Source organism: Pseudoalteromonas xiamenensis (assembly GCF_017638925.1).
GTDB classification, from domain to species: Bacteria; Pseudomonadota; Gammaproteobacteria; order Enterobacterales; family Alteromonadaceae; genus Pseudoalteromonas; species Pseudoalteromonas xiamenensis.
This window is the reverse complement of sequence record NZ_CP072135.1, coordinates 579,367-602,150: the sequence shown is the minus strand read 5'-3', so window position 1 is coordinate 602,150 and position 22,784 is coordinate 579,367. Positions and strand designations below refer to the sequence as shown.

The window sequence follows — 22,784 nt, the reverse complement described above, 5'->3', positions numbered from 1 at the left end:
ATTACGCTCCTTTTTCACTTCGCTCAGCGATAATGCCCGCCGATTGCTCTTGAAGGATAAGCAATAGGTTTTTCGAGCGAGTATTCAAAATTGTGTACAAGAATACTGTTGGAATTGCGACGACAAGACCAAGTACAGTTGTAATAAGTGCTTGTGAAATACCACCAGCCATTAGTTTCGGGTCACCTGTACCAAACAATGTGATTGCTTGGAACGTATTGATCATACCGGTTACTGTACCTAGAAGACCTAGAAGTGGAGCAACTACAGAGATAATCTTAATAAGCGTTAGATTACGTGTAATCTTTGGCATTTCACGAAGAATTGCTTCGCTCAACTTAAGTTCTAACGTGTCGTAAGCAACATTTGGGTATTGGTCTTTAACTTTCATAACGCGACCAAGTGGGTTGTCATCACGCGCTGTAGAATCTTTAAGCTGACGATTGATTTTCATGCCCATTAGCATCAACGCGAAGAAACGCTCTAATGCAATTAGAAGAGCAACAAGACCAACACCAATGATTACATAACCAACTGTGTCACCTTGGTGAATTTGTTCTTCTGTTGTAGGCGCTTGAACTAGTAGACCTAGGATTGAACCACCCGTTGGGTCAAGTGCGAAATCCGTTAAGCCTGAAGTTGATTTTTGCAGTTCACCAGCAGTCGCCGTATAACGAGATACAGGTTGACGTGTAAGTTCTGATAATGTGCCAGTCGCTGAGTTGTAGTTAAGGTATTTACCATCTGCGATTAAGTTAAACGCGCCAACACGAACCACTTCTTTCGCTTGCTTCTCGCCACCGTTTACAATCACATCCGCTGTAAAGCGCTTAACTTTACCTTGCTCTGTCATTTCACGTTGTAATTCGAACCATACTTTTTCGATGTCTTCAATTGACGCTAAGCGCGTAGTAGAACCCATCTTCTGCGCAAGCTCACTCATCTCATCGCTACGACCATGGATTTCAGCCGACACTACTGACGTCATGAATTTGTTGCTGCTATCGCCTGAAACTTGTTGAAGGACACCAAACAGCTCTTTCAAAGACCCCATACGCTTAGAAAGTGTATCTGAGAGGTTAGATAGTTTGATTTCATTTTCTTCAAATTGAGTCTCTAGACGCTCCGAGTCTTGAAGTTTCGCATTGCGATTTTGCTCAAGTGATTTAAGCATACTAAGCTGCTCAGACTCTTTTGCTTTGAATTCAGCTTCACGTGCTTTGTTTTCTTTTGTCTGTGCAACCTGACCTTGTTCAAGCGTTTTTAGTAACGCATCTAGGTTCATCGGCTCATCAGCCATCGCTGCTGAGACTCATCGCTACAGATGCTGCGATAATCGCTACTTTTGAAAATTGTTTAATCAGTTTCATAGTGACCTCTTACTCCGCAGCATGAACTGGTAGTGTCAACATATCTGGTGCAAGCTGTTTACGTGCGATACGAAGACCTTTGTTGATTTGTGAAATGTTAGACTCTGGAAGCTCAACGAATTGTTTTTTGTCTGCATCCCAGCTTCCTGCATGTGAACCATCTTTCGTCACATAAAGAAGCTCTAAACGACCGATGCGTAAGAAATCAACTTCACGCTCTTGACCATTCACAGGCAATAAAGACGTGTAAGCTTCGATTGTACGACCGTAATCCATTTCTACTTGGTAAGCTTCAAGTACACGGCGGAATTTTTCACTGCTCGTTACGTCAGCGCGTTCCATTAGCTTTTTAAGGCTGTCTAAACGCTCTGCACGCTCTTTAGGTAAGAAAGGCACGTCAAGCGCAACAAATTGCTCAAGACCAGTGATCATACGAAGCATTAAAGGCGTAATTTGACGCTCAATCACAGAAACTTGGTCCATCGATGCGTTGATAGCGGCCATTTCTTCGATTTGGTTATTAATTTGCTTGGTAAGCTGAGCGTTGTAGACCGTTAAACCGTCAATTTCTTTGTTTAACGTTTTAAACTTGTTTAAACGAGACTGCATTGAATCAGTAATTGAATCGATCTTTGCTTGAGACTTAGAAGCCGACTCATTAATTGCACTGCTTTTATCAATAACAGTATTAAGTTCATTAGCGCCTGCAGCAAACGTCGTTGCTATTGCTGTCGCCAATAACAGGGGTTTCACGCACTTCATCGCACACACCTTAATTATTGCAAGTTGCTTATTTGAATTGGCGCAAAGTTTACTGGTGGAAAATGACAAGCATGTTTCGTAATTAATACAGATTTATTACAGGCGTAATGAATTAGTCATTTGAGTGGTGTTGTAGTTAAGGAATGACAATTTAAAAAGGCAGCACACAGGCCGCCTTTAACGATTAATCTTCGACTTCTTCTTCCTCGTCAAGCCAATCTGCTTCGTCGCCGAGGTCAATGTCATCAAATTCGATGTCATCATCGTTGTCTTTTTCTTCTTTCTTCGCTGCTTGTGCTTTCGCACTAAACAATTCTTTGCGAGAAAAACCTTTTAGTTTATCTAGCAATGCGGGATCAATGGCGTTGAGACTCACTTTGGTCGAGTTCGACTAAGTTTGCTTTAGCAATAGATACCTTTAATTTCTTTTCTCCGACGTCAGAAAACAAAAAGCTTTCGAACTCATCGTTACACTCATCAAGATCAACACAAGTAAAGCCCCATTCAGGCTTAACTGGATGCTTATAAAATCTCTTCATGCATTAGTTCCTAACAAAAATAAAAACTAAAAAATTGAGCCACTTTGGTTTCGCTGAGTTTAATCAATAATTTTTATTTTTTACAAGAAACTTAATACGAGAAAACACGAATTTTTTTCATTAAAAATCGAGTTTTGAAAAGTGTTCTTTATTCAGAACACTTTTTACTCGAAATACTTATACTTTGAATTTTAGAACCATTTTTTCAAGCTCCTCAAATTGGCGCTTAATGTTGGTACATTCGTTTAATGTATTTTGTAGATTTTCCTTTCCATGGATAGACATGTCGCTGATTGAATGTATGTCACTGTCCAATGATTGGATAACACTATTTTGTTGCTGCGTTGCACTCGCTACTGCATGGTTAACCCCGTCAATTGCGTCTATTGAATTACTGACTTCCTGCATACGCTCTCCAGCATCACTCGCCTGAGATACGGTTCGTGCAGAGTCCTCAATACTTGCCTTCATGACGGATACTGTCACAGTCGACCCTTGTTGCAATTGCGCTATGGTATTTTGAATTTCCTGTGTTGACTCTTGCGTGCGCTGAGCAAGTTGTCGTACTTCGTCAGCGACAACCGCAAAACCACGCCCAGCCTCTCCCGCTCGTGCCGCTTCGATAGCTGCGTTGAGCGCCAATAGATTCGTTTGCTCAGAAACTCCTCGGATAACTTCAAGAACCTGACCGATACTTGCCGTATGTTTATCTAGACTGTCTACCGTTTTTTGCGCTTCCTGCATTTTTTGAGAAAGTTGCTCAATAGAACTAATGTTTGCAGCCAAGGTTTCTTGGCTCAATACAGACAGTTTATTGGCATCGCTTGCAAGCGACGACGCATGATGTGCATTGTTAGAGATTTCAACAGCACTCGAGGATAGTTCATTAATCGCTGTTGCAACACTGTCGGTGCGTTTAACTTGGTCATCATAGATATCTAAGGTCGACCGGGTTTGAGAGACTAAACTAGAGACTGAACGTTCAAGTTCAATCGTTGATGCTTTAACTTGGATAATTGACTGTTGGATTTTCTCAACAAACAAATTGAAGTAACGCGATAATTCGCCGAATTCATCGTCGTTCGTAACTTCCAGTCGTTTAGTTAAGTCACCTTCTCCTTGTGCGATATCTTTTATAGTGTCGTTTAACTGGTGCATTGGAGCCATGAGGTACTTGAGCAACAACTGCATCATCACAATAACCGCGATAACACCGATTAGCATATAAATCGCCGCCATATTTCGAGTTGACGCAACAGACGCATAGGCGATTTCTTTGTTTATAACGACCCCTAAGTACCAATCGACGTTTTTAATACCGTTAATCTTGATAAAAGACACCAGTTTAGTTTGACCTTCAACCTGGTGTTCCATGAAATCTGAATTCAGCGCAATCGATTCGCCAAACAAATCCGAGACAGGCTTATCATTAAACTTATTATTGGGATGACTCAGAATTCGGCCATCTTTGTCAGTCAAAAAGGCATATCCGTAGCCTAGGAAATCGATTTCATTAACGATTTTGGCAATGACTGCCATGTCGATATCGCCACCTGCAACACCATTAAATTGGCTCCCGTCCAGCATGGGCACGACGGCAGTAATCGTTAATTCATTCGTTGTTACGTCGATATATGGTGAGGTAAACGCAACGTCTCGTTTATCTTTAGCCAATTTAAACCAAGGACGTTGGGTTGCGTCGTAATCTGGTGGTAAGACGATAGATTGATCATCGAGGATAAACGTACCGTCTCGTTTGCCGATATAGACGTTTTTAAAGTTGCCCGCGATGTCGGCTGACTTTAAGCGACGCAATACCGCTTGCTTCGAATCACTGTCTTCGTGCCCTTGTGCAACTGATTTTACGATATCAAGTTTTGCATTAAGCCAATTGGCAATATTTCGAGAAACCGATTGGGAAATTTCGTTGAGAACGGAATTGAGTTGTTCTTGAGTTTGTGCGCGCATCGCGAAAAAGTTATTGAGCGTAAAGAGCTCGAGCACAACGACAAGTAAGAGAGATGCGGCTAACGTCACTTTTGTTGTAAATTTTAGACTGTTGAACATCCTAAGCCTTTATTTTTTTGGAGACAGTTTTGTTTTATCAAAAAAACAGTAGTGTGTCTTCGATATCGACCAAATTAACGTGTTCTTTAATCGTTACAGGTAAAATTCCGTTTTCAAGTTTTTTAGGTAGAGTAATTGCAGATCAAATTTTTAGACCTGCTTTTTTGAGAAGACGTTTTTCGAACTTACTCTTGTTTAAAATGCAGTAGAGGAGCGAGGCTCCTCTTATATTATTTATCACCGAGTTGTTTTTGATACTCACTCCACGAAGCTTCCAAAGAAACACCAAATCGCTTCGCGAAGTACGGCCATGACCATTTCACATCATCGTATGGTGACAAACTTTCATTAATCTTTACTAAATAGTCTTCATTACTGTTTAATTCCAACCAATGCAGGTAAAACGCCGTTGTCTTATACCCACTGTCATAGTTTCCACCCGCCTTTTGTGCACTTTGTGAAATGTAACCAGCTTTCAAACGAACAAGATCAGCAATGCCTTCAATGATGGACTTCAATTTCTTCGTAGTTTTTATCATCATATTGATACGCGTGCGCAATCTCATGAAATAAGATACCCACAAGCTCATCATAGGCTTCTTGTTGTCCATTTTTCTTTTGGAAGTTTTCTAGGTATTCTCGACTAATAAAAATACTGGCCGACTTAAAATCTCCATCTTTGTATGCAACCCCTTTCATTTCCTTCAAAGTAATATTTAGAATAGGCAATGAAGGCGTCTGCGTTTACATCTGCATAGAGCAATCTGGCTACTCTTTCCGAAATGATACTGACAGTACCCGGCGTAAGTACACTCCACACCGTAGAGTGGTCATTTACCTCATTCACTAACGTAATTTTCGGTAAACGAAATGATTGCCACGCTTCGTCTGGTTCATACGAAATAGCTTTCACGGTTGTATTAATCTGTGAATAAGCGGCTGACGAAATAATCGAACAAAACAACCCAAGTGTCGTTATAACATTTTTCATTTTTTATACTCCGAAAGGCTAACAGGTCGATTTTTTGTCTCACTACCCCATGTTTTGTTTGCTTCATTTCCCATCACGAAATGCAATGTACCGCCGGCCATAATATCGTTATGTGTAATGTAGCTACGAGTCAACGGCTTCCCATTTAAAGACACCTGTTGGATATATTTATTTTCCTCATTCAGTCCCTGTGCAATCATTTTGAACGTTTTACCGTTGGGCAGTTTGAGTTCTGCGCGGTCGATCTGTGGCGCACCGATTGCGTAGCTCAAATCGCCCGGTGCAACAGGGTAAAATCCAAGTGCTGAAAAGATATACCATGCTGACATTTGCCCTACATCGTCATTCCCTGCGAGACCATCCGGTTTATCAGAACTGAGTGTATTCATAATTTGACGTATACGTTCTTGCGTTCGCCAAGGTTTCCCAGCGTAATTATAGAGATAGGCGATATGATGACTTGGTTCATTTCCGTGCGCATAGTTCCCAATCAAACCGGCAATATCTTCGTGTTCTTTGATCATTTCAGCTGATAAGTGCGTGTCAAACAGAGCATCTAGTCGTGCTTCAAATTGCGTATCGCCGCCCATCAAATCTATAAGACCTGCAACGTCGTGAGGCACGTAAAAACTATACTGTTTAGCGTTTCCTTCAGTATACGAACCCATGTATTTTGCTTCCATCGGGTTAAAGTCTGGCTCCCATACACCTTTACTGTCGCGCCCACGCATATAACCGGTTTCTTCGTCATAAACGTTTCGATAATTGAATGCTCTTGCATAATAGGTTGCGGCTTCCTTTTGCTTGCCCATTGATTCGAACATTCTGGCAATTGCGAAATCATCATAGGCGTATTCCAGCGTCATCGAAACGGACTCTGGCAATACGTCTCGAGGCACGTAACCGTACGTTAAATACTCCGGAATGGCGTCGTAGACTGGGTTATTCGATGTCTTTAAAATGGCTTCGACAGCTAAATCCACATCGTAATTACGAATACCTTTTAAATAGGCATCCGCGATAACTGAAACGGCATGATAGCCTATCATTGTCCATGTCTCATGCCCGTGAAATGACCAAACAGGTAGCATTTTTTCGTAACTTTGTTGGTAGTGAACAAGCATAGATTGGATCATGTCAGACACGCGTTCAGGGTCTACATACGTTAGAAGTGGATGAAGTGCACGATACGTATCCCATAGAGAGAACAGCGTATAGTGTTTAAAGTGTTTTCCATCGTGAATTTCACCATCAACGCCGAGATATTGACCGTTTACATCTTGATATAGACTTGGTGCTTGAAGCGCATGATAAAAAGCGGTGTAAAACTGGCGTTTTTGAGCGTTTGTTCCCTCTACATTTACTTTATTTAAATAGCTCAACCACTGTGTTTCTGCGTCTGATCGCACTTTGTCAAAATCCCAATGTGGTATTTCGGTCGTCAAATTTTCAAGTGCATTTTTTCGACTCACCGCAGAGAGCGCAACTTTCACAAGCAAAGGTTCTTTGTCTAACTCGTTAAAAGACGCAACGACTTTTAACGCTTTACCCGATGCTTTTTTTACAGCCTTATTTTCGATGGTACTATGTTTACTCGTGCCGAGGCATCCCATACAGCGGTAACGCATGTTATCTTCATTGATAAAATCTAAACGTTGAATTGGTTTTGAAAATGAAATCGCGAAGTACATTGAACGATTCTCGGCCCATCCATTGGTGGCGCGATAAGCAACTAACGTCGTTGCGTCAATTTGGCGAATATCACTCCACAATACTTTGTTTTTAAAATTGTAGATTGCCGCCGTTAAGTCCAGTAGTACGTGGCCTTCTTTTTGCCCTTTGAAGTCATAACGATGCATGCCTACACGAGGTGATGAAGTAAGTTCGGCGTTAATGTTGTAATCCAATAGCTCAACTTGATAATAGCCAGGTGAAGCGGATTCTTTATTGTGTGAGAATCGAGAGCGATAGCCTAAGTCGGGATCTTGTTTTGTCCCAGCGGACGTTTTTACCTCCCCTGTAATTGGGATCATCAATAAGTCCCCAAGATCTGAATGCCCCGTACCTGAAAAATGTGTGTGTGAGAATCCAGTAATTGTATTGTCGTCGTAATGATAGCCCGCGCACCGTTTGTAAATCTCTGGTTGTGGACTTTCTCCACGCATTGGATTGTCCGTGTCCGGACTCAACTGAACCATTCCAAAAGGCACAACGGCTCCCGGAAACAAATGCCCATCCCCTCCTGTTCCAATAAATGGATCTACATAGTCGAGGTTAGTCTTGCTCAAATTGGCGCTTTTTACAGCTACGCTAAATAAGGCACTCGTAAGCCCACAAATTAGGGTTAAAAGCAAAGCTGAACGTTTCATTTTCGTTCCTTTAATTATTATTGGATCGTTCCAGTTTTACTTATCATATACCTAGGATGAATACGTATTCAATACCTATTCGACGAACAGCAGTTAATAACTTAGTAACAATGTGCATTCAGAAAGTACAAATGAAAAAAGGTATGGGGATCCATACCTTTTGAGCAGAAATGATTACATCCTGTAAGGGTATTCAAACATCCAGCGTTGTTGGCTGTTTGAACTTAAATCCTTAATACGTTTTATGCCTAGCGCTATTTAACTATTTAAGTCCTACTTTTTCATTCCATATAGAATGCAGTTTGACGTAACTCTTTGCGTACCAAGCTATATAAACATAACAGATAAGTGGAATAACAAATGACAGCTGAATACCGGCCGAATCCGCTATAACACCCTGAAGTAAAGGTACAAGTGCTCCACCTACAATGGCTAAACACAACCAACCCGAGCCTTTACTGGTGAGTGAGTTCCCAAGCCATCTATCGCAATTGAGAATATTGTTGGGAACATAATTGAGTTAAATAAACCGATTGCAAGTACACTGTACATCGCAATATTTCCACTCGTATTCATCGTAATAATAAGAAGTGCAATAATACAAATGGCATTAAATAACAGAGCATTAGATGGCAGAACTTTTTGTAACGCGGCTGAACCAATAAAACGACCAACCATTGCGCCGCCCCAATAATAGGCAATGAGTTTAGCTGCAGCGTGTTCTTCTAGTCCGGCAATGTTTGCTTGACCAAAGTAGTTAACTAAGAAACTACCTATTGCCACTTCGCCGCCAACGTAGCAAAAGATAGCTGCGACACCAAACATCAAATGCGGCGCTTCCGTTAATGTGTGCCCTTTAGCAACGCAATCCTGCTCTTCAGAGTGTGCGGCAATTGTAGGTAATTTTAAAAAAGCAAATACGACTGCAATTGTGAGCAACGCGGCGGCAAGCATTAAATATGGTACTTTAACGTTGTCAGCTGTACCTGCATCTGCAGCTAGTGTGCCTGCAGCACCAAACAGCAACATTGCTCCAACGTAAGGACCAATAGTCGTGCCCAAAGAGTTAAGTGCTTGAGCAAGGTTGAGTCGACTAGACGCTGTTTTAGCTGGGCCTAACGCCGCAACGTATGGATTTGCAGACACTTGCAAAATGGTAATACCCGAAGCAAGTACGAACAACGCGCCTAAAAATAGCCAAAATTCGTGAACAACAACTGCTGGATAAAAAAGTAAACAACCAGCCGATGCGATGAGCAAACCGCTTAACACGCCATTTTTGTAACCAAATTTTTTAACTAATGCGCCAGCTGGCAAAGAAATAACAAAGTATGCACTGAAAAAGCAGAATTGAATCATCATTGCTTCAGTATAACTTAGGTCAAAAACGCCTTTTAAACGCGGGATCAAAACGTCATTAAGTACCGTGATGAAACCCCACAAGAAAAATAGAGTTGTCATTGCTGCCAACGGTAATGCGTAATTTTTATTCTCGTCATTACTCGCCGCAACATAAGTTTGATTGGTGTTTATCTCACTCACTTGTTGTCTCCAGATCAAGGGATTTTTCGATTCTACACATTGTTACAAGAAAATCACAAATGTTTTATTGGACCGTTCCAATTCGCACTTGAACGTACTATAGTACGGCTAAATAAAAACTAGGATTTTTATATGTCGCCAAATTTTAGAAGTTCAGAATTTTTAAACCAACACATCGACTCGATCTATGCCTTTTATCATCCTCGAGCAGTTGATGAGAATGGAGGTTTTTTTCACTATTTTAAAGATAGTGGTGCGGTATATGACAAAGATACACGTCATCTTGTTTCGAGTACGCGTTTTGTTTTTAATTACGCAATGCGCTACCTCCACACTGCCGAGCAAAAAGACTTAGAACTTGTAGAACATGGTCTCGCTTTTCTGGAAAATGTTCACAAACAACCTACGGGTGGGTACGCATGGCTAATCAAAGGTAATAAGGTACTCGATGGCACAAATCACTGTTATGGTCTTGCCTTTGTACTGTTAGCAAATGCAATCGCGTTAAAAGCAGGTGTGACATCTGCAAAAAATACAATCGAACGAGTTTGGGCGCTATTAGAGGACAAATACTTCGAGCCTAAGTACCAACTTTATTTAGACGAATACAATAGCGACTTTAGTATAGCGGGCAGCTATCGTGGGCAAAATGCCAACATGCACATGTGCGAAGCACTTCTTATGGTATTTGAAGCAACCAGTGACCAAAAGTACCTAGAAAGAGCCTATACGTTGGCCGACACAATGATAAATGTACAAGCGTCGCTTGCGAACGGACTAGTTTGGGAGCACTATAATCGCGATTGGGAAATTGATTGGGATTACAATAAATCAGATCCGAAACATCTATTTCGTCCATGGGGTTTTCAGCCTGGACATCAAACAGAGTGGTCAAAACTATTACTACTTCTGAATAGACATAAGCCCAGCCCATGGTTGGTCGACCAAGCAAAAACCTTGTTTGATACTGCGCTTAAATATGCTTGGGATGACAAGCACAAAGGTATCGTCTACGGTTTTGACCCTACATATCAGATTTGCGACGGTGATAAATACTTTTGGGTACAGGCTGAGAGTTTTGCCGCAGCAGCATTGCTCGCATTAGAAACTAACGATCCTAAATACTGGGATTGGTATGATAAAATCTGGGCTTATAGCTGGGCACACATGATAGACCATACACATGGTGCTTGGTATCGTATTTTATCACAACAGAATAACGCTTATAGCGACGAAAAAAGTCCTGCCGGTAAAACAGACTATCACACCATGGGGGCGTGCTACGAAGTGTTAAGAGCCTATCAACTAAAAGGATCAGCTTAATGAGTTTAGTTTGCTTTGGCGAAGTATTGATCGATTTTCTTTCCGACGGAAAAACGCCCGAATCATTTACAAAATACGCAGGAGGTGCACCTGCCAATGTTGCCGTTGCTGCCGCGAAATTAGGTGTTAAAAGTGCTTTTTGTGGCATGGTTGGCGATGATATGTTCGGGCACTTTCTGCTCGCTGAGCTTGAACGTCTTGGCGTAGATACGCAGTATTGCAAAATGACAAATGAAGCAAAAACAGCGTTAGCGTTTGTTTCACTTGACCAACAAGGCGAAAGAAGCTTTAGTTTTTATCGTCCCCCCGCAGCTGACCTACTTTTCAAATCTTCCGATTTCGAAAGTCGTATGTTCAAAGAAGCAGGCATTCTCCACGTTTGTAGCAACAGTCTTACAGAACAACGCATCTATAAAACAACCGTTCATGCTCTTACGCAGGCTAAGGAACATGGTGCAGTAGTCAGTTTTGATATGAACCTACGCGAGAATTTATGGGTCTCGACACGTTATATTACTGAACGCGTGTGGCATGTGATAACGCTAAGCGATATTGTGAAGCTATCGAAAGAAGAGACTCGATTATTTAACTGAAAAAAGCCACGCTAACCTCGGGATAGAACACACGATATCTCAACTTCTCTCTAAGGGTGTAAAATTACTCATCATTACTGACGGCGCTAACCCTGTTCGCTTTTATACAAACATGGGACTTTCGGGAAAGGTAGAAACACCCAAGGTTACGGCTATTGACACAACCGTCGCGGGTGATGCTTTTGTCGGTGGCATGCTTGCGTACTTGGACAAGCAACGGTCACTCACTGAAATGGGATCAGAGCTTAATAATATTAGTGTGATTACTAAGATGCTTGAGTTTGCGTCACGCTGCGGTGCTTTTGCTGTTACAAAAAAAGGCGCTTTTTCCTCATTGCCTGAACAGCAGGACGTTTCAATTTAGATTCGAGGTAGGGCGTCCGCCCTACTTTTGGAACATTGTTTCTTTTTCATTACTTATAGACATTTCGCTACATTGTTCTACGTTTAGCTTAAAGGTAAAACATAGCAATACTTGTAAACAATCAAAGGTTTAATCTAAGTCTTTTTCAGCCCAATCGACAACATAGTCTTCAAATTGGTCAAAGTTAGCGTTTGTTTCATTAATCACTCTCCCTTTGACCGTCATGCCCAACTCTTCCATTTTGTCTCGACTACCATTATGTCGAAGCGGATGCCAACTCGGTAATCCTCTTCCCTCTAAAATTCGTCTGTATGCACAACTCTGTGGCATAAAATACGCTTGTTCGATGTTATCTTTATGCAGCTTTACACAAGTTGGCACGTTGGTAAGTCGATTTATATAGTCTTTGCAACCACAGGTTTGATCGTCAAGGTACTCACAAGAAATGTTGGTAAACACCAAGGTTTCACCGGGACGAAGGGCTGTAAAACCATCCGCATCATCTTCATAATCTGAGTCGATAAAGGAATGTAGGCAACACTTACCACAGCCGTCACATAACGACTCCCATTCCGTGTCAGACATTTCGTTAAGTGATTTTAATTCCCAGAAATTCATTGTGCGGCCTTTAAACGTCAATACATCGGACATTTTACTAAAAAAAGTACGGATGATTCATTACATTTATAAAGCTATTCGTCATTTGACATCGGTGTACACAAGATGTTTAAACCACTTTGATTTATAGACAAACGTTTATTTAAATAAAAACGGGGCTAAGCCCCGTCTTAATTACGCTTTTTGTGCTGCGACCCAGCGTTTTATCTTAGCTTCTAAGATGTTCATTGGCATTGAACCGTCAATTAAAATTTGAGTGTGAAATTCCTTAACGTCAAACTTGTCACCCAATTCGTTCGCCGCATAATCACGTAACTCGCGAATTTTAAACTGACCTAGCTTATAAGAGAGCGCTTGTCCTGGCCAAGCGATATAGCGTTCAACTTCTGCAACAACATCGGTTTCTGCCATAGAGGAATTCGCTAACATAAACTCAATTGCTTGCTCACGAGTCCATCCTTTCGCGTGTAAACCGGTATCAACCACCAAGCGCATTGCTCGAAGTTGTTCATCAACTAAACGACCATACCACTGATACGGATCCGTAAATAATCCAAGTTCTTTTCCAAGACTTTCAGCATAAAGCGCCCAACCTTCAGCAAACGCGGTATAACCACTAAACTTTCTAAACATCGGTAAATTGTCGATTTCCTGTTGCAACGCGATTTGGAAATGATGTCCGGGCGCTGCTTCATGAATAGACAAGGTTTCGACAATAAACTTGGGCTGTGCTTTTAGATTAAACGTGTTGATGTAAAATACGCCAGGTTTAGTACCATCCGCTGATGGACCTTGATATGAAGCGCCTGGTGCTGACTCAGCTCTGAACGCTTCAACTGGCCTAACAACGTAATCCGCTTTTGGCGCGATGTTGAACAACAATGGAATACGAGTATCTATTTTTTTCTTTACATCTTCGTACGCCTTAATAAGTTCTTCAGGTGAACTGAAATAGAACTCATCACTCTCACGTAAATGATTGAAGAACGCAGGTAAATCACCTTCAAACTTTACCGTGTCTTTTACTTTTTTCATTTCGCTCAAAATACGGCTTACTTCTTTCAATCCAATTTCATGAATTTCTTCTGCCGTTAAGCTCAATGTCGTGTGATGTTCAATTTCATACTGATACCATTTTTGGCCGTTCGGTAAACTACTGTAACCAACACTTGTACGGCAATGAGGTATATAGATTTCTTCTAAATATTCCGCCATATCTCGGTATGCCGGAACAATATTTTCCATAATCAATGTTTGGTAAGCTTCTACAAGGCGCTTTTTGTCTTCTTTGCTAAATGATTCAGGCATATGCTTGATAGGACCCCAAAATAAGGAGTCCTCCGCGTTGTACACAACGTGTGCGGCAAATTGAGGTACTAGTTTTTCAGCGATAACTTTAGGTAAAGTAACACCTTGAGACAACCCCGTCGTCATGGCTGTTTTTACACTGTCTAACCAAGGTTGGAATCCTTTTGCGCGAGCTAAAAACGCGTCATAATCTTCGACTGTTTCAAATGGTTGGGCACTTTCTCCCGAACCAAATGCGGCGAATTCATTGTGTAAGCCATCCATCTGATTGATTGGTAGGTACTCATCACCAAATAGCTTACCTTGTTTTCTCAAATCGAAGTCACGCAAAATAATGTCATAACTTATTTGAGCTTGTGGATCGAGCGTCGCTCGGTCTATACCTTTAAGTAAGGCGTCGTACTTATCATAGAGTGCATCGAACTTCACTTTGCTCAGGGGAAGTGGTAGTTCGAACTTATCGTTATAAGTTCTTTCACCCAAATACGTGCCATCGATCGGCGTAAGATCGATAGACTCAGCAAAAAAACGATCAAGAAGATCATTAAACTTCTTTGTTTCTTGAGACGATACTGTCGTTATTTTTTCTACTTTTTGTTCTACAACAGTTTGAGTTGTCTGAGTAGTACTGTTACAACCCGCTAATACGCTAGCGATGGTTGCTGCAACGAGGAGAGGTTTAAACATCGGATTCCCTATTTCGTTTCTTGCCGTCAAAAAAGAAGCGCATTCTGACAGGTCAATTTGCTCCGGTAAAGCAATGAACAAGGACTATTGCATATATCTCAACACAAAATCGAACAAAAACTTTATCTACATCAAAGAAAGGACAGAAATAAAAGTTGAAGTTACACCACCCAACCCATATATTAATTTCAGTTTTTATTGAAACTTTAAAACCCATAATGATGTTAACACCAAAAATAGAAAATTTTGTCCTCCACTGTGGGGAAATGGGCAGCCGTTGGGGCTTCAATCGGACCATTGGACAAATGGTCGGTTTGCTGGTCATAAACGAAAAACCATTAACAGCGAATGAAATAGCAGACGCACTAAAAATTTCTCGTGGTAACGTCAGTATGGGGATCAAAGAACTGCAATCGTGGCAACTGGTTCGTGTACATCATATACCCGGAGACAGAAAAGAATATTACGCACCAAACGGCAGTATTTGGGATCTAGCGAATAAAGTTTTTGAAGAACGTAGAAAACGAGAAATTGACCCCACGCTTAGTTTGTTACGCGATCAAATTTTAGACGAAGCAAAATCAGAGGAAGAACGTTATGCACAGCGACAAATGCAAACTATCCACGATTTGCTTGAAACCGTAACCAAATGGTCAGCCGAGTTACAAAGACTCTCTCCTGAACAACTTCAATCGTTGATGAAGCTCGGCGCTTCCGTAAGCAAAGTCATCGATTTAAAAGACAAGCTGCTTAGAAAATCGTAGTGAGTCTTCCATTTTCACATTTGCATTAGCCCAACCAAAAAAGGCAGCGAGTTGGACGCTGCCTTTTTTATATTTAAATTAGATTTTTGGGTAACCAATTCGGTCCGACAGATAACCGACACTCGTTGCAAAGTAATATGATCGGTTCCAATGCATAAGTGCTTTGTAGTTGTCATATGCGAGATACATGCGTCCTTTTTCATCATCAGGCATGACCAACGCGGCTTTTAAATCAACCTTCGGCAAATCGCTCCCATCCGCGCGCTTAACGCCTAGTTGCTGCCACTCTTGAAGCGAACGCTCAGAGCTGCTCCATGCTTCTAGCCACTCTTTACGCGATTTAGTGCCTCGACGAACAATCCATTCTTTTTGGAAGCTATCTGGTAATTTAACCTGGCGACCCCACGTTAAATCTTCATTCCAACCCACTTGACTTAAGTAGTTTGCAATTGAGGCAAAGGCGTCCTCTCGTGTTGTCCAAATGTCTTTTCGGCCGTCTTTATTGTAGTCCACAGCATAGGAATTAAACGATGTTGGCATAAATTGGGTTTGCCCCATCGCTCCTGCCCACGAACCTTTGAAATGGTCAATGTCGATATGTCCATCTTTTAAGATGTCCAACGCTGCCCACAATTGCCGTTTGTACATTTCTTCACGGCGTCCATCAAATGCCAATGTAACCAAAGCACTGATAACTGGGTAACTGCCTTGTACTCGACCAAAATTACTTTCAAGTCCCCAGAGCGCCACGATAAAGCGTGCTTGAACACCATATTCTTTAGCAATTTTTTCAAGCAGAGTCTTGTTCTCTTTGTAAAGCTCGCGAGCCTTGTCAACTTTCCACTGGGGTACGCGTTTTGGCAGGTACGTTTCCAGCGTTTCAACGACCTCAGGCTGACTCTTATCTTGAGCAATGACCTTCTTCTTAAATTTAACGGTTGCAAACGCGGTATCAATTAACGATTGTGAATAGCCTTTTTCTGTCGCTTCAACTTTAAGTTGCTCAACATATTGAGAAAACTCTTCTTCTGTTTTAGCTAAAACATTACCGGACAGTGCTATGGAAACAAGTAACGCACTAATTTTTTTAATCACTAACTACTCCGTTTTGTTTTTTGTGTTCATCAAGTAAATTCTGCTCTGGTGGTGGGATCTGAAGATAAAAACCTTTTTCTTCTAAAGAGGCCTTAACAGAATTGATGTCTGCGACACCCAATTTCTCTTTTGTTGCAAGATTAATCAACATCACAAAGATAGGACGCCCAAAGGTGACCATAAGTGGTTCTGGTACTTTTGTAAAATCGTCACGTTTTTCGACAAACAGATAGGTATCTGCCTTTTTACTGCTCTTATAAACTGCTGAAAGCATTCTAACGCCCATAAATTCTTGCTTAACGATGCGCATCACTATACCATGACTCAACTTGTATTTGGAAAGTTTTGCGGCTCAGCTAGATGTACCTAATACAGATTTAACTACACAAGAATAAGAGTCGCAAAGGTAATTGAGCGCTTATGTCAGAACAAATTTTTGAGTTAAAAGGAAACCTTTTCACGCTGTCGGTGTTACATCTTTATAAGTTTGACCCAGAACAGCTCGCTAATGAATTAGACAACAAAATTTCTCAGGCACCTAAATTTTTTCAAGGTGCGCCAATTGTTGTAAATCTTTCGCATCTACAAGAAATCGACATTGATCTTAAGACGCTCCGCCAAACACTCATCAACTTAAAGTTAAACCCCGTTGGTGTATGCAATGGAAGCGATATCCAACACGCCCAAGCTAAAGAAATTGGGTTGTCAGTGTTAAATTATTCACAAGATTCAAAACCTGCGGTACAAACCACTCAGGCTCAAGAAGTAGTAGAAAAAACCGTTTATCTCCCCGCCCAAATCATAAATGGCACCGTTCGTTCAGGTCAGCAAGTGTATGCTAAAGACCGCGATTTAATCGTACTCGGTGCGGTAAGTCACGGAGCAGAAGTCATTGCAGATGGCAACGTACACATTTATGGCGCGCTACGTGGTAGAGCGATTGCTGGCGCAAAAGGTAACGAACAAGCCAGTATTTTCTGTCAAAAACTTGAGGCAGAATTAGTCTCAATAAATGGCAGTTACTGGATAAGTGACTCGTTACAAGGTGAGTTTTGGGGCAAGCCTGCACAAATACAACAGAAAAATGAATCTTTAGAAATTCAAGCTTTGGTCAAAGGATAAATCATATGGCAAAAATAATTGTCGTTACTTCAGGTAAAGGTGGTGTTGGTAAAACAACATCTAGCGCGGCCATTGGTACAGGTCTTGCGCTAAAAGGATACAAAACAGCAATCGTTGACTTTGATATTGGCCTTCGTAATCTAGACTTAATCATGGGATGCGAACGTCGCGTCGTCTATGACTTCGTTAACGTGATTAATGGTGAAGCAAATTTAAAGCAAGCGCTTATTAAAGATAAACGCGTAGACAAGCTTTTCATTTTGCCTGCGTCACAAACGCGTGACAAAGATGCCTTAACTAAAGAAGGTGTAGAACGCGTACTGAATGAACTAAAACAAGAATTCGATTTCATCGTATGTGATTCACCTGCTGGTATCGAGGCTGGAGCACTAATGGCCCTGTACTTTGCGGACGAAGCGGTCGTAACCACGAACCCTGAAGTTTCTTCTGTACGCGACTCAGACCGAATTCTTGGCATTTTACAAAGTAAGTCAAAACGTGCTGAAGAAGGTTTAGAACCAGTAAAAGAACATTTACTTTTAACGCGTTACAACCCTGAACGCGTTGAACGTGGTGAGATGCTTTCGGTTGATGACGTTCAAGAAATTCTCGCAATTGACCTACTTGGTGTTATTCCAGAATCGAAAGCGGTTCTGAACGCATCTAACTCTGGTCAGCCAGTCATTCTTGATAGCGAATCGGATGCGGGCCAAGCATACCTAGACACAGTGAGTCGCTTAGTTGGCGAACAAATCGATTTTAGATTTTTGTCAGTTGAGAAAAAAGGCCTATTGAAACGGATTTTTGGAGGGTAATGTGTCGTTATTAGATTACTTTCGATCACAAAAGAAAAACACGGCTTCTTTAGCAAAAGAACGTTTGCAAATCATTGTTGCGCACGAGCGTTCGAAAAGAGGCACGCCAGATTACTTACCTCAACTAAAAATGGACATTCTTGAGGTAATCAGAAAGTACGTACACGTTGATAGCGATGCCATTAACGTTCAGTTTGAGCAAACAGAAGATGATTTAGCTGTTTTAGAACTAAACATTACCTTGCCAGACGACGATAAACACAAATAATCAAAGGCGCATTCTGCGCCTTTTTCTTTTGCTCTGCCCATCGTTTACAAATTCAAGCCTTCAAATATTGGAAATCTATTCTATTGTTATTAGCAGAACAAATTAGAATTGTAGATGAAAGGCATGTACTTAACTCAGCGATGTAACTATACCTGTCTACTACTTTGCTCGCTCGTTTCATTTACATCTCATAGTGAAACAACCTTTTCCGGCGGATTTTGGTTTAACTACAATATCAACCAACAAACGCACGACTCACACTTTGGTGATGAAGCACTCGTTATCTATTTAGACAAACAACATGAAGAGCAAACTCCTTGGAATTACTCGGCTGAGTTTAGGATTGGTCCCGGCGGCTTTAGCGATACTGAAAACAACACAACCGGCTCCAACTATGTTCTTCATAAGGCTTGGATAAGTTACAGCAAAAATGATCAGCACACTTTCATATTAGGTAAAAGTCAGTTGCCGTTTGGTTGGAAAACTGGAAATTTTTGGCCCGGTGACATGTTTCTAGCGGCTTATGGTGACCAAATGGATGTCGGTTTAAAATACGTTGGTCGGTACGATAGTATCAATGTGGCAGCGGCCTTTTACCCACGAGACGATTGGCGCAAAGACTCGACAGATAGTACTGATGACAATCGGCATTGGGGCAGTAGAAAAACTTACCATAAACTGGACACGTGGGTCGGCGACATAACATGGACGCTTCAGTCGTCTGAGAAAATTGGAGTTTCAGTTCAGAAGGGAAAATTACAAGAGTCTATCACTGGACGCGACGAAAAAGATGGCGAGCATCACGCGTACACACTCTATTACGACTACACATTTGATGAATTTACTTTTAAAGTAAGTTACATCAAAGGCGTCCGTCATCTGCCTGATGCTTATTTTTCTCTTACTGGCCTACCCGAATCCATAAGAAACCAGCGATACAACAGTGAACTATCCTATCAATACGATAAATGGACGTTTCTAATCGATGTAACCTTAGCGAAATCAAACACGGTCGGAGGTTTAGATAAAATGGCCATCGCCTATGCGCCCGGCGTGAGATACAACTATGGTGGCGGGTGGATCTACTTAGAATATCTAAATCAAAACGCTTGGTTTGACCGTGATATGAAAATCAATGATGGGAATTTTGCCGCTTGGTATTTAACACTCGATTACTATTGGTAGTAAAACGAGACCTTTGGCCTCGTTTTCGGACGTTTATTTTGTGATATGAGCGCTTCACTTACATAAAACAGATTAGCTTTTCCATTCGTCTAATTTATTGCCAATGTAGTCCGTTCTCCAAGCTTGAAAAAGGTCTGGCTGCAACAATCCTTCTTTCAACTCATCTGATTTTTTCCACTTCCAACTGATGATTTGGTTAATTTGCTTTTTAGATGCAAGGACTTCAAATGGTATGTCGTGCTTGTGGGCGACTTCAACTAAGACGTGTTTAATTTGTTTAAAGGCTTTTTTATATTCTGGAAAATCGACCAACCGCTTTAAACGCTCTGGGCATTCAGATTCAGGGATTTGCTTCCCCTGCTCTACGCACGCAAGGATTTCTTTACCATAACGATTTACTTCCATCGGCTCGACACCGGGAATATTTCGAAGCGACGTTGAACTAGTCGGTCGTCGTTTGGCTATTTCAACCATATTGTGTTCTTTCAGCACATGACTCAACGCTAGATTTTTCAACTCGGCCTTATTTTGGCGCCATTTAGAAAGTACTTTTAATACCGCTAAATCTCGTGGTTTCAGTTGCCAAGCGTTTTTTATATCAGTAAACAATTCGTCGTCCGGCAAACGTTCTGAACGCTTCCTTGCCACTAACGCACTTTCTTCGACGACAATTTCATTCCAATTTCGCACATCAATTTGCGGTTTGAGGAGTTCAAAACAAGGAAGCAAGTAATAAACGTCGCTTGCTGCATAATCTAGCTGTTCTTGAGTCAGAGGACGTTGTAACCAGTTAGTACGGCTTTCACTTTTATCAATTTCGAGGCTCTAGAAGCGACTTCACCATATTTGCAAAGCCAACACAGTTACCATGACCGAGTAGCAACAGAGCGAATTGTGTATCGAACAATGGCGCGGGTACAAAGCCTGCAAACTTTTGAAATACTTCAATATCCTCTGAAGGCGAATGAATTACTTTCATCACCGAAGTATCTTGTAATATGTCGAATAAACCTTCGAACTCTAAAGGTGCAAGGGGATCAATAACGCCCAAACTGTTTCCATCATACACTTGGATTAACGCAATTTCTGGGTATAGCGTTTTACGGCGCATAAATTCTGTGTCTATCGCAATAATAGCGGAAGAACGAATTTTACTGACGAAACTATCTAGCTCAGTTTGAGAGTTGATAAATTGATACTGCACTGGGTGTCCCTCATTAAACCAAAAAGAAACCGGCTTTCGCCGGTCTCTTTTATGCTTTTTCTTTTAAAGCTCTTCGAAGAATTTTACCAACGTTTGTTTTTGGCAATTCATCCTTAAACTCAACAAATTTTGGTACTTTATAATTTGTTAAGTTCGCTCGACAATGGTTTATTATATCTTTTTCTGTGAGCGATGGGTCTTTTTTTACTATAAATACTTTAACCTGCTCGCCACTCACTTCGTGAGGTACACCAACAGCAGCCACTTCAAGCACGCCATCGTGCATCGCTACGACTTCTTCAATTTCATTTGGGAACACGTTAAATCCAGACACAATGATCATGTCTTTTTTACGGTCAACAATATAGAAAAATCCTTCGTCGTCGTAAGTCGCGATATCCCCAGTTGCAAACCAACCATCACGAAGACAGTCTGCCGTAGCATCTGGACGGTTGTAATATCCCGCCATCACTTGTGGTCCTTTAACCCAAAGCTCGCCGGACTCGCCTTTTGGCGCTTCTTCACCGTTATCAAGCATGATTTTAAGTTCTGTACTTGGAGCAGGCAGACCAATTGAACCGTTATATCCATCTAAGTCATAAGGACAAATTGTTACCAGTGGCGCACATTCGGTCAGGCCGTAGCCTTCCATCAATTTTGTCTTGGTGGTGTTCTGCCATTTTTCTGCAACTGGTCGCTGTACGGCCATACCACCGCCTAACGACATCTTCAACGTTGAAAAATCAAGCTCCGCAAATCCTGGCGTATTTAAAAGGCCGTTGAACAGCGTGTTTACCCCTGTGATCGCCGTAAAACGGTATTTCTGTAGTTCCTTCACGAAACCAGGCATATCGCGCGGGTTGGTGATCAAAATGTTGTGACCACCATACTTCATAAAGGTTAAGCAGTTAGCCGTTAGTGCGAAAATATGATAGAGCGGAAGCGCTGTAATGACGATTTCCTTTCCGTTATCAAGTACTTTGTCTAAACAACCTGATACTTGTTCTAAATTCGCTACCATGTTGCCGTGCGTTAACATCGCACCTTTAGAGACGCCCGTTGTACCACCTGTGTACTGCAAAAACGCTAAATCTTTTAACGTAACTTCAGGCTTTTTGTACTTCGAACCATCGAAGTTCACTACTTTAGCAAATGGAATGGCATTAGGTAGCGAATAATCCGGCACCATTTTTTTGATTCGTTTTACGACAAAGTTAACAAGGTGCTTTTTAATGCCACCCAACATATCACCAATTTGAGTCACGATGATATGCTTTACCGCGGTTTTAGGTAGCGCCTTTTGCAATGTATCAGCAAAATTCGCGAGAATAAAAATGGCTTTAGACTCTGAATCATTAAGTTGATGTTCTAGTTCGCGAACCGTGTAAAGTGGGTTTACGTTTACCACCGTACATCCTGCGCGTAACACGCCTAAAATAGTGACCGGTGTCTGTAGCAAGTTAGGCATCATCACAGCGATTTTATCGCCTTTGCCAAGTTTTAATTCATTTTGAACGTAGCTTGCAACCGCTTTGGTTTCTTTGTCTAGCTCACGGTATGTAAGCGTTTTATCCATGTTGGTATAAGCTGGTAAATCAGCAAATTCTGCAAAACTCTTTTCGAATAATTCAAGCAGCGAGTTGTAATGCTCTGGATCGATAGTCTCAGGCATACCTTCTGGGTAGCGCTTTAGCCAGATTTTTTCCACTCTTAGCTCCTGTTCTCGTTATTTTTATGTTGAATAAACCTTAATCTATCTAAGGCAGTTACACAATCGAGCATTTACTCTAATCGCGAG

At 41.4% G+C, this 22,784-nt stretch carries 20 protein-coding genes and 3 pseudogenes; 8 read left to right on the top strand and 15 right to left on the bottom strand.

The features are described from left to right. Window position 1 precedes the first annotated feature (1 nt). The 9 genes and pseudogenes from J5O05_RS20440 to J5O05_RS20405 all read right to left on the bottom strand — a co-directional run bounded on the left by J5O05_RS20440 (window position 2) and on the right by J5O05_RS20405 (window position 9,640). Window positions 2–1,370 (bottom strand): annotated as a pseudogene (locus J5O05_RS20440) (MotA/TolQ/ExbB proton channel family protein). Between the two features lie 9 nt (window positions 1,371–1,379). Then, window positions 1,380–2,132 carry a DUF3450 domain-containing protein gene (locus tag J5O05_RS20435; protein ID WP_208844788.1) on the bottom strand — a complete coding sequence of 251 codons (753 nt, stop codon included), beginning with the start codon at window positions 2,130–2,132 and terminating at the stop codon, window positions 1,380–1,382. Window positions 2,133–2,316: 184 nt separating this feature from the next. Further along, on the bottom strand, window positions 2,317–2,508 hold the full coding sequence (locus J5O05_RS20430; protein ID WP_208844787.1) for a hypothetical protein: 192 nt from the start codon (window positions 2,506–2,508) through the stop codon (window positions 2,317–2,319). Next, window positions 2,489–2,671, bottom strand: coding sequence for a hypothetical protein (locus tag J5O05_RS20425; RefSeq protein WP_208844786.1), 183 nt, complete (start codon window positions 2,669–2,671; stop codon window positions 2,489–2,491). Before J5O05_RS20425 ends, J5O05_RS20430 begins: the two co-directional genes overlap by 20 nt. A gap of 177 nt (window positions 2,672–2,848) precedes the next feature. After that, window positions 2,849–4,738 (bottom strand): methyl-accepting chemotaxis protein, encoded by a 1,890-nt coding sequence (locus tag J5O05_RS20420; protein ID WP_208844785.1) that lies wholly within the window; start codon window positions 4,736–4,738, stop codon window positions 2,849–2,851. Between the two features lie 230 nt (window positions 4,739–4,968). Further along, a complete protein-coding gene (locus tag J5O05_RS22180) occupies window positions 4,969–5,280 on the bottom strand; it encodes a basic secretory protein-like protein (protein WP_280117703.1) in 312 nt (103 codons plus the stop codon). Further along, entirely contained in the window at window positions 5,240–5,437 is a 198-nt protein-coding gene (locus tag J5O05_RS22645) for a basic secretory protein-like protein (protein WP_280117702.1), read from the bottom strand. The genes J5O05_RS22180 and J5O05_RS22645 overlap by 41 nt, the downstream gene beginning before the upstream one ends. Before the next feature lie 288 nt (window positions 5,438–5,725). Then, a complete protein-coding gene (locus J5O05_RS20410; RefSeq protein ID WP_208844784.1) occupies window positions 5,726–8,098 on the bottom strand; it encodes a GH92 family glycosyl hydrolase in 2,373 nt (790 codons plus the stop codon). 262 nt (window positions 8,099–8,360) lie between these two features. Further along, window positions 8,361–9,640 (bottom strand): annotated as a pseudogene (locus tag J5O05_RS20405) (sugar MFS transporter). 132 nt (window positions 9,641–9,772) lie between these two features. On the opposite strand from J5O05_RS20405, the gene J5O05_RS20400 reads away from it, so the two are divergent. The 3 genes from J5O05_RS20400 to J5O05_RS22790 are packed head-to-tail and all read left to right on the top strand — an operon-like array spanning window position 9,773 to window position 11,920. Then, on the top strand, window positions 9,773–10,963 hold the full coding sequence (locus tag J5O05_RS20400; RefSeq protein WP_208844783.1) for an AGE family epimerase/isomerase: 1,191 nt from the start codon (window positions 9,773–9,775) through the stop codon (window positions 10,961–10,963). Further along, window positions 10,963–11,556 (top strand): carbohydrate kinase family protein, encoded by a 594-nt coding sequence (locus J5O05_RS22795; RefSeq protein ID WP_341874727.1) that lies wholly within the window; start codon window positions 10,963–10,965, stop codon window positions 11,554–11,556. The genes J5O05_RS20400 and J5O05_RS22795 overlap by 1 nt, the downstream gene beginning before the upstream one ends. Window positions 11,557–11,578: 22 nt before the next feature. Further along, a complete protein-coding gene (locus J5O05_RS22790; protein ID WP_341874742.1) occupies window positions 11,579–11,920 on the top strand; it encodes a carbohydrate kinase family protein in 342 nt (113 codons plus the stop codon). A 129-nt stretch (window positions 11,921–12,049) separates the two neighbouring features. Here the strand turns inward: J5O05_RS22790 and J5O05_RS20390 are convergent, their stop codons facing one another. Both J5O05_RS20390 and J5O05_RS20385 read right to left on the bottom strand, forming a co-directional pair. Then, complete coding sequence (locus J5O05_RS20390) at window positions 12,050–12,538, bottom strand: YcgN family cysteine cluster protein (protein WP_208844782.1); 489 nt, start codon at window positions 12,536–12,538, stop codon at window positions 12,050–12,052. 174 nt (window positions 12,539–12,712) lie between these two features. Then, on the bottom strand, window positions 12,713–14,533 hold the full coding sequence (locus J5O05_RS20385) for a DUF885 domain-containing protein (RefSeq protein ID WP_208844781.1): 1,821 nt from the start codon (window positions 14,531–14,533) through the stop codon (window positions 12,713–12,715). Window positions 14,534–14,751: 218 nt separating this feature from the next. Between J5O05_RS20385 and J5O05_RS20380 the strand changes: the two genes are divergently transcribed. Next, window positions 14,752–15,297, top strand: a complete 546-nt coding sequence (locus tag J5O05_RS20380; protein ID WP_208844780.1) for a GbsR/MarR family transcriptional regulator — start codon at window positions 14,752–14,754, stop codon at window positions 15,295–15,297. Between the two features lie 78 nt (window positions 15,298–15,375). Here J5O05_RS20380 and J5O05_RS20375 read toward each other — a convergent pair whose 3' ends face one another. Both J5O05_RS20375 and J5O05_RS20370 read right to left on the bottom strand, forming a co-directional pair. Then, window positions 15,376–16,392, bottom strand: coding sequence for a lytic murein transglycosylase (locus J5O05_RS20375; protein ID WP_208844779.1), 1,017 nt, complete (start codon window positions 16,390–16,392; stop codon window positions 15,376–15,378). Continuing rightward, window positions 16,385–16,666: a YcgL domain-containing protein gene (locus J5O05_RS20370; RefSeq protein ID WP_208845410.1), complete on the bottom strand. Its 282-nt coding sequence runs from the start codon at window positions 16,664–16,666 to the stop codon at window positions 16,385–16,387. Before J5O05_RS20370 ends, J5O05_RS20375 begins: the two co-directional genes overlap by 8 nt. Before the next feature lie 146 nt (window positions 16,667–16,812). Between J5O05_RS20370 and minC the strand changes: the two genes are divergently transcribed. The 4 genes from minC to J5O05_RS20350 all read left to right on the top strand — a co-directional run bounded on the left by minC (window position 16,813) and on the right by J5O05_RS20350 (window position 19,782). After that, complete coding sequence (gene minC, locus J5O05_RS20365; RefSeq protein ID WP_208844778.1) at window positions 16,813–17,514, top strand: septum site-determining protein MinC; 702 nt, start codon at window positions 16,813–16,815, stop codon at window positions 17,512–17,514. 5 nt (window positions 17,515–17,519) lie between these two features. Next, window positions 17,520–18,329 carry a septum site-determining protein MinD gene (gene minD, locus J5O05_RS20360; RefSeq protein WP_208844777.1) on the top strand — a complete coding sequence of 270 codons (810 nt, stop codon included), beginning with the start codon at window positions 17,520–17,522 and terminating at the stop codon, window positions 18,327–18,329. Between the two features lies 1 nt (window position 18,330). Then, window positions 18,331–18,597 carry a cell division topological specificity factor MinE gene (gene minE, locus J5O05_RS20355; RefSeq protein ID WP_208844776.1) on the top strand — a complete coding sequence of 89 codons (267 nt, stop codon included), beginning with the start codon at window positions 18,331–18,333 and terminating at the stop codon, window positions 18,595–18,597. A gap of 114 nt (window positions 18,598–18,711) precedes the next feature. Then, window positions 18,712–19,782: a hypothetical protein gene (locus J5O05_RS20350; RefSeq protein WP_244370114.1), complete on the top strand. Its 1,071-nt coding sequence runs from the start codon at window positions 18,712–18,714 to the stop codon at window positions 19,780–19,782. A 72-nt stretch (window positions 19,783–19,854) separates the two neighbouring features. Here J5O05_RS20350 and rnd read toward each other — a convergent pair. Then, window positions 19,855–20,986, bottom strand: a pseudogene (rnd, locus tag J5O05_RS20345) (ribonuclease D). Between the two features lie 49 nt (window positions 20,987–21,035). Further along, window positions 21,036–22,694 (bottom strand): long-chain-fatty-acid--CoA ligase FadD, encoded by a 1,659-nt coding sequence (gene fadD, locus J5O05_RS20340; RefSeq protein WP_208844775.1) that lies wholly within the window; start codon window positions 22,692–22,694, stop codon window positions 21,036–21,038. Between the last annotated feature and the right edge of the window lie 90 nt (window positions 22,695–22,784).

Bases quoted from the DNA above. Each gene is read 5' to 3' on its own strand.
- J5O05_RS20435 (WP_208844788.1), bottom strand. From the start codon at position 2,132: ATGAAGTGCGTGAAACCCCTGTTATTGGCGACAGCAATAGCAACGACG.
- J5O05_RS20425 (WP_208844786.1), bottom strand. From the start codon at position 2,671: ATGAAGAGATTTTATAAGCATCCAGTTAAGCCTGAATGGGGCTTTACT.
- J5O05_RS20420 (WP_208844785.1), bottom strand. From the start codon at position 4,738: ATGTTCAACAGTCTAAAATTTACAACAAAAGTGACGTTAGCCGCATCT.
- J5O05_RS22180 (WP_280117703.1), bottom strand. From the start codon at position 5,280: ATGATGATAAAAACTACGAAGAAATTGAAGTCCATCATTGAAGGCATT.
- J5O05_RS22645 (WP_280117702.1), bottom strand. From the start codon at position 5,437: ATGAAAGGGGTTGCATACAAAGATGGAGATTTTAAGTCGGCCAGTATT.
- J5O05_RS20410 (WP_208844784.1), bottom strand. From the start codon at position 8,098: ATGAAACGTTCAGCTTTGCTTTTAACCCTAATTTGTGGGCTTACGAGT.
- J5O05_RS20400 (WP_208844783.1), top strand. From the start codon at position 9,773: ATGTCGCCAAATTTTAGAAGTTCAGAATTTTTAAACCAACACATCGAC.
- J5O05_RS22795 (WP_341874727.1), top strand. From the start codon at position 10,963: ATGAGTTTAGTTTGCTTTGGCGAAGTATTGATCGATTTTCTTTCCGAC.
- J5O05_RS20390 (WP_208844782.1), bottom strand. From the start codon at position 12,538: ATGAATTTCTGGGAATTAAAATCACTTAACGAAATGTCTGACACGGAA.
- J5O05_RS20385 (WP_208844781.1), bottom strand. From the start codon at position 14,533: ATGTTTAAACCTCTCCTCGTTGCAGCAACCATCGCTAGCGTATTAGCG.
- J5O05_RS20380 (WP_208844780.1), top strand. From the start codon at position 14,752: ATGATGTTAACACCAAAAATAGAAAATTTTGTCCTCCACTGTGGGGAA.
- J5O05_RS20370 (WP_208845410.1), bottom strand. From the start codon at position 16,666: ATGCTTTCAGCAGTTTATAAGAGCAGTAAAAAGGCAGATACCTATCTG.
- minC (WP_208844778.1), top strand. From the start codon at position 16,813: ATGTCAGAACAAATTTTTGAGTTAAAAGGAAACCTTTTCACGCTGTCG.
- minD (WP_208844777.1), top strand. From the start codon at position 17,520: ATGGCAAAAATAATTGTCGTTACTTCAGGTAAAGGTGGTGTTGGTAAA.
- J5O05_RS20350 (WP_244370114.1), top strand. From the start codon at position 18,712: ATGAAAGGCATGTACTTAACTCAGCGATGTAACTATACCTGTCTACTA.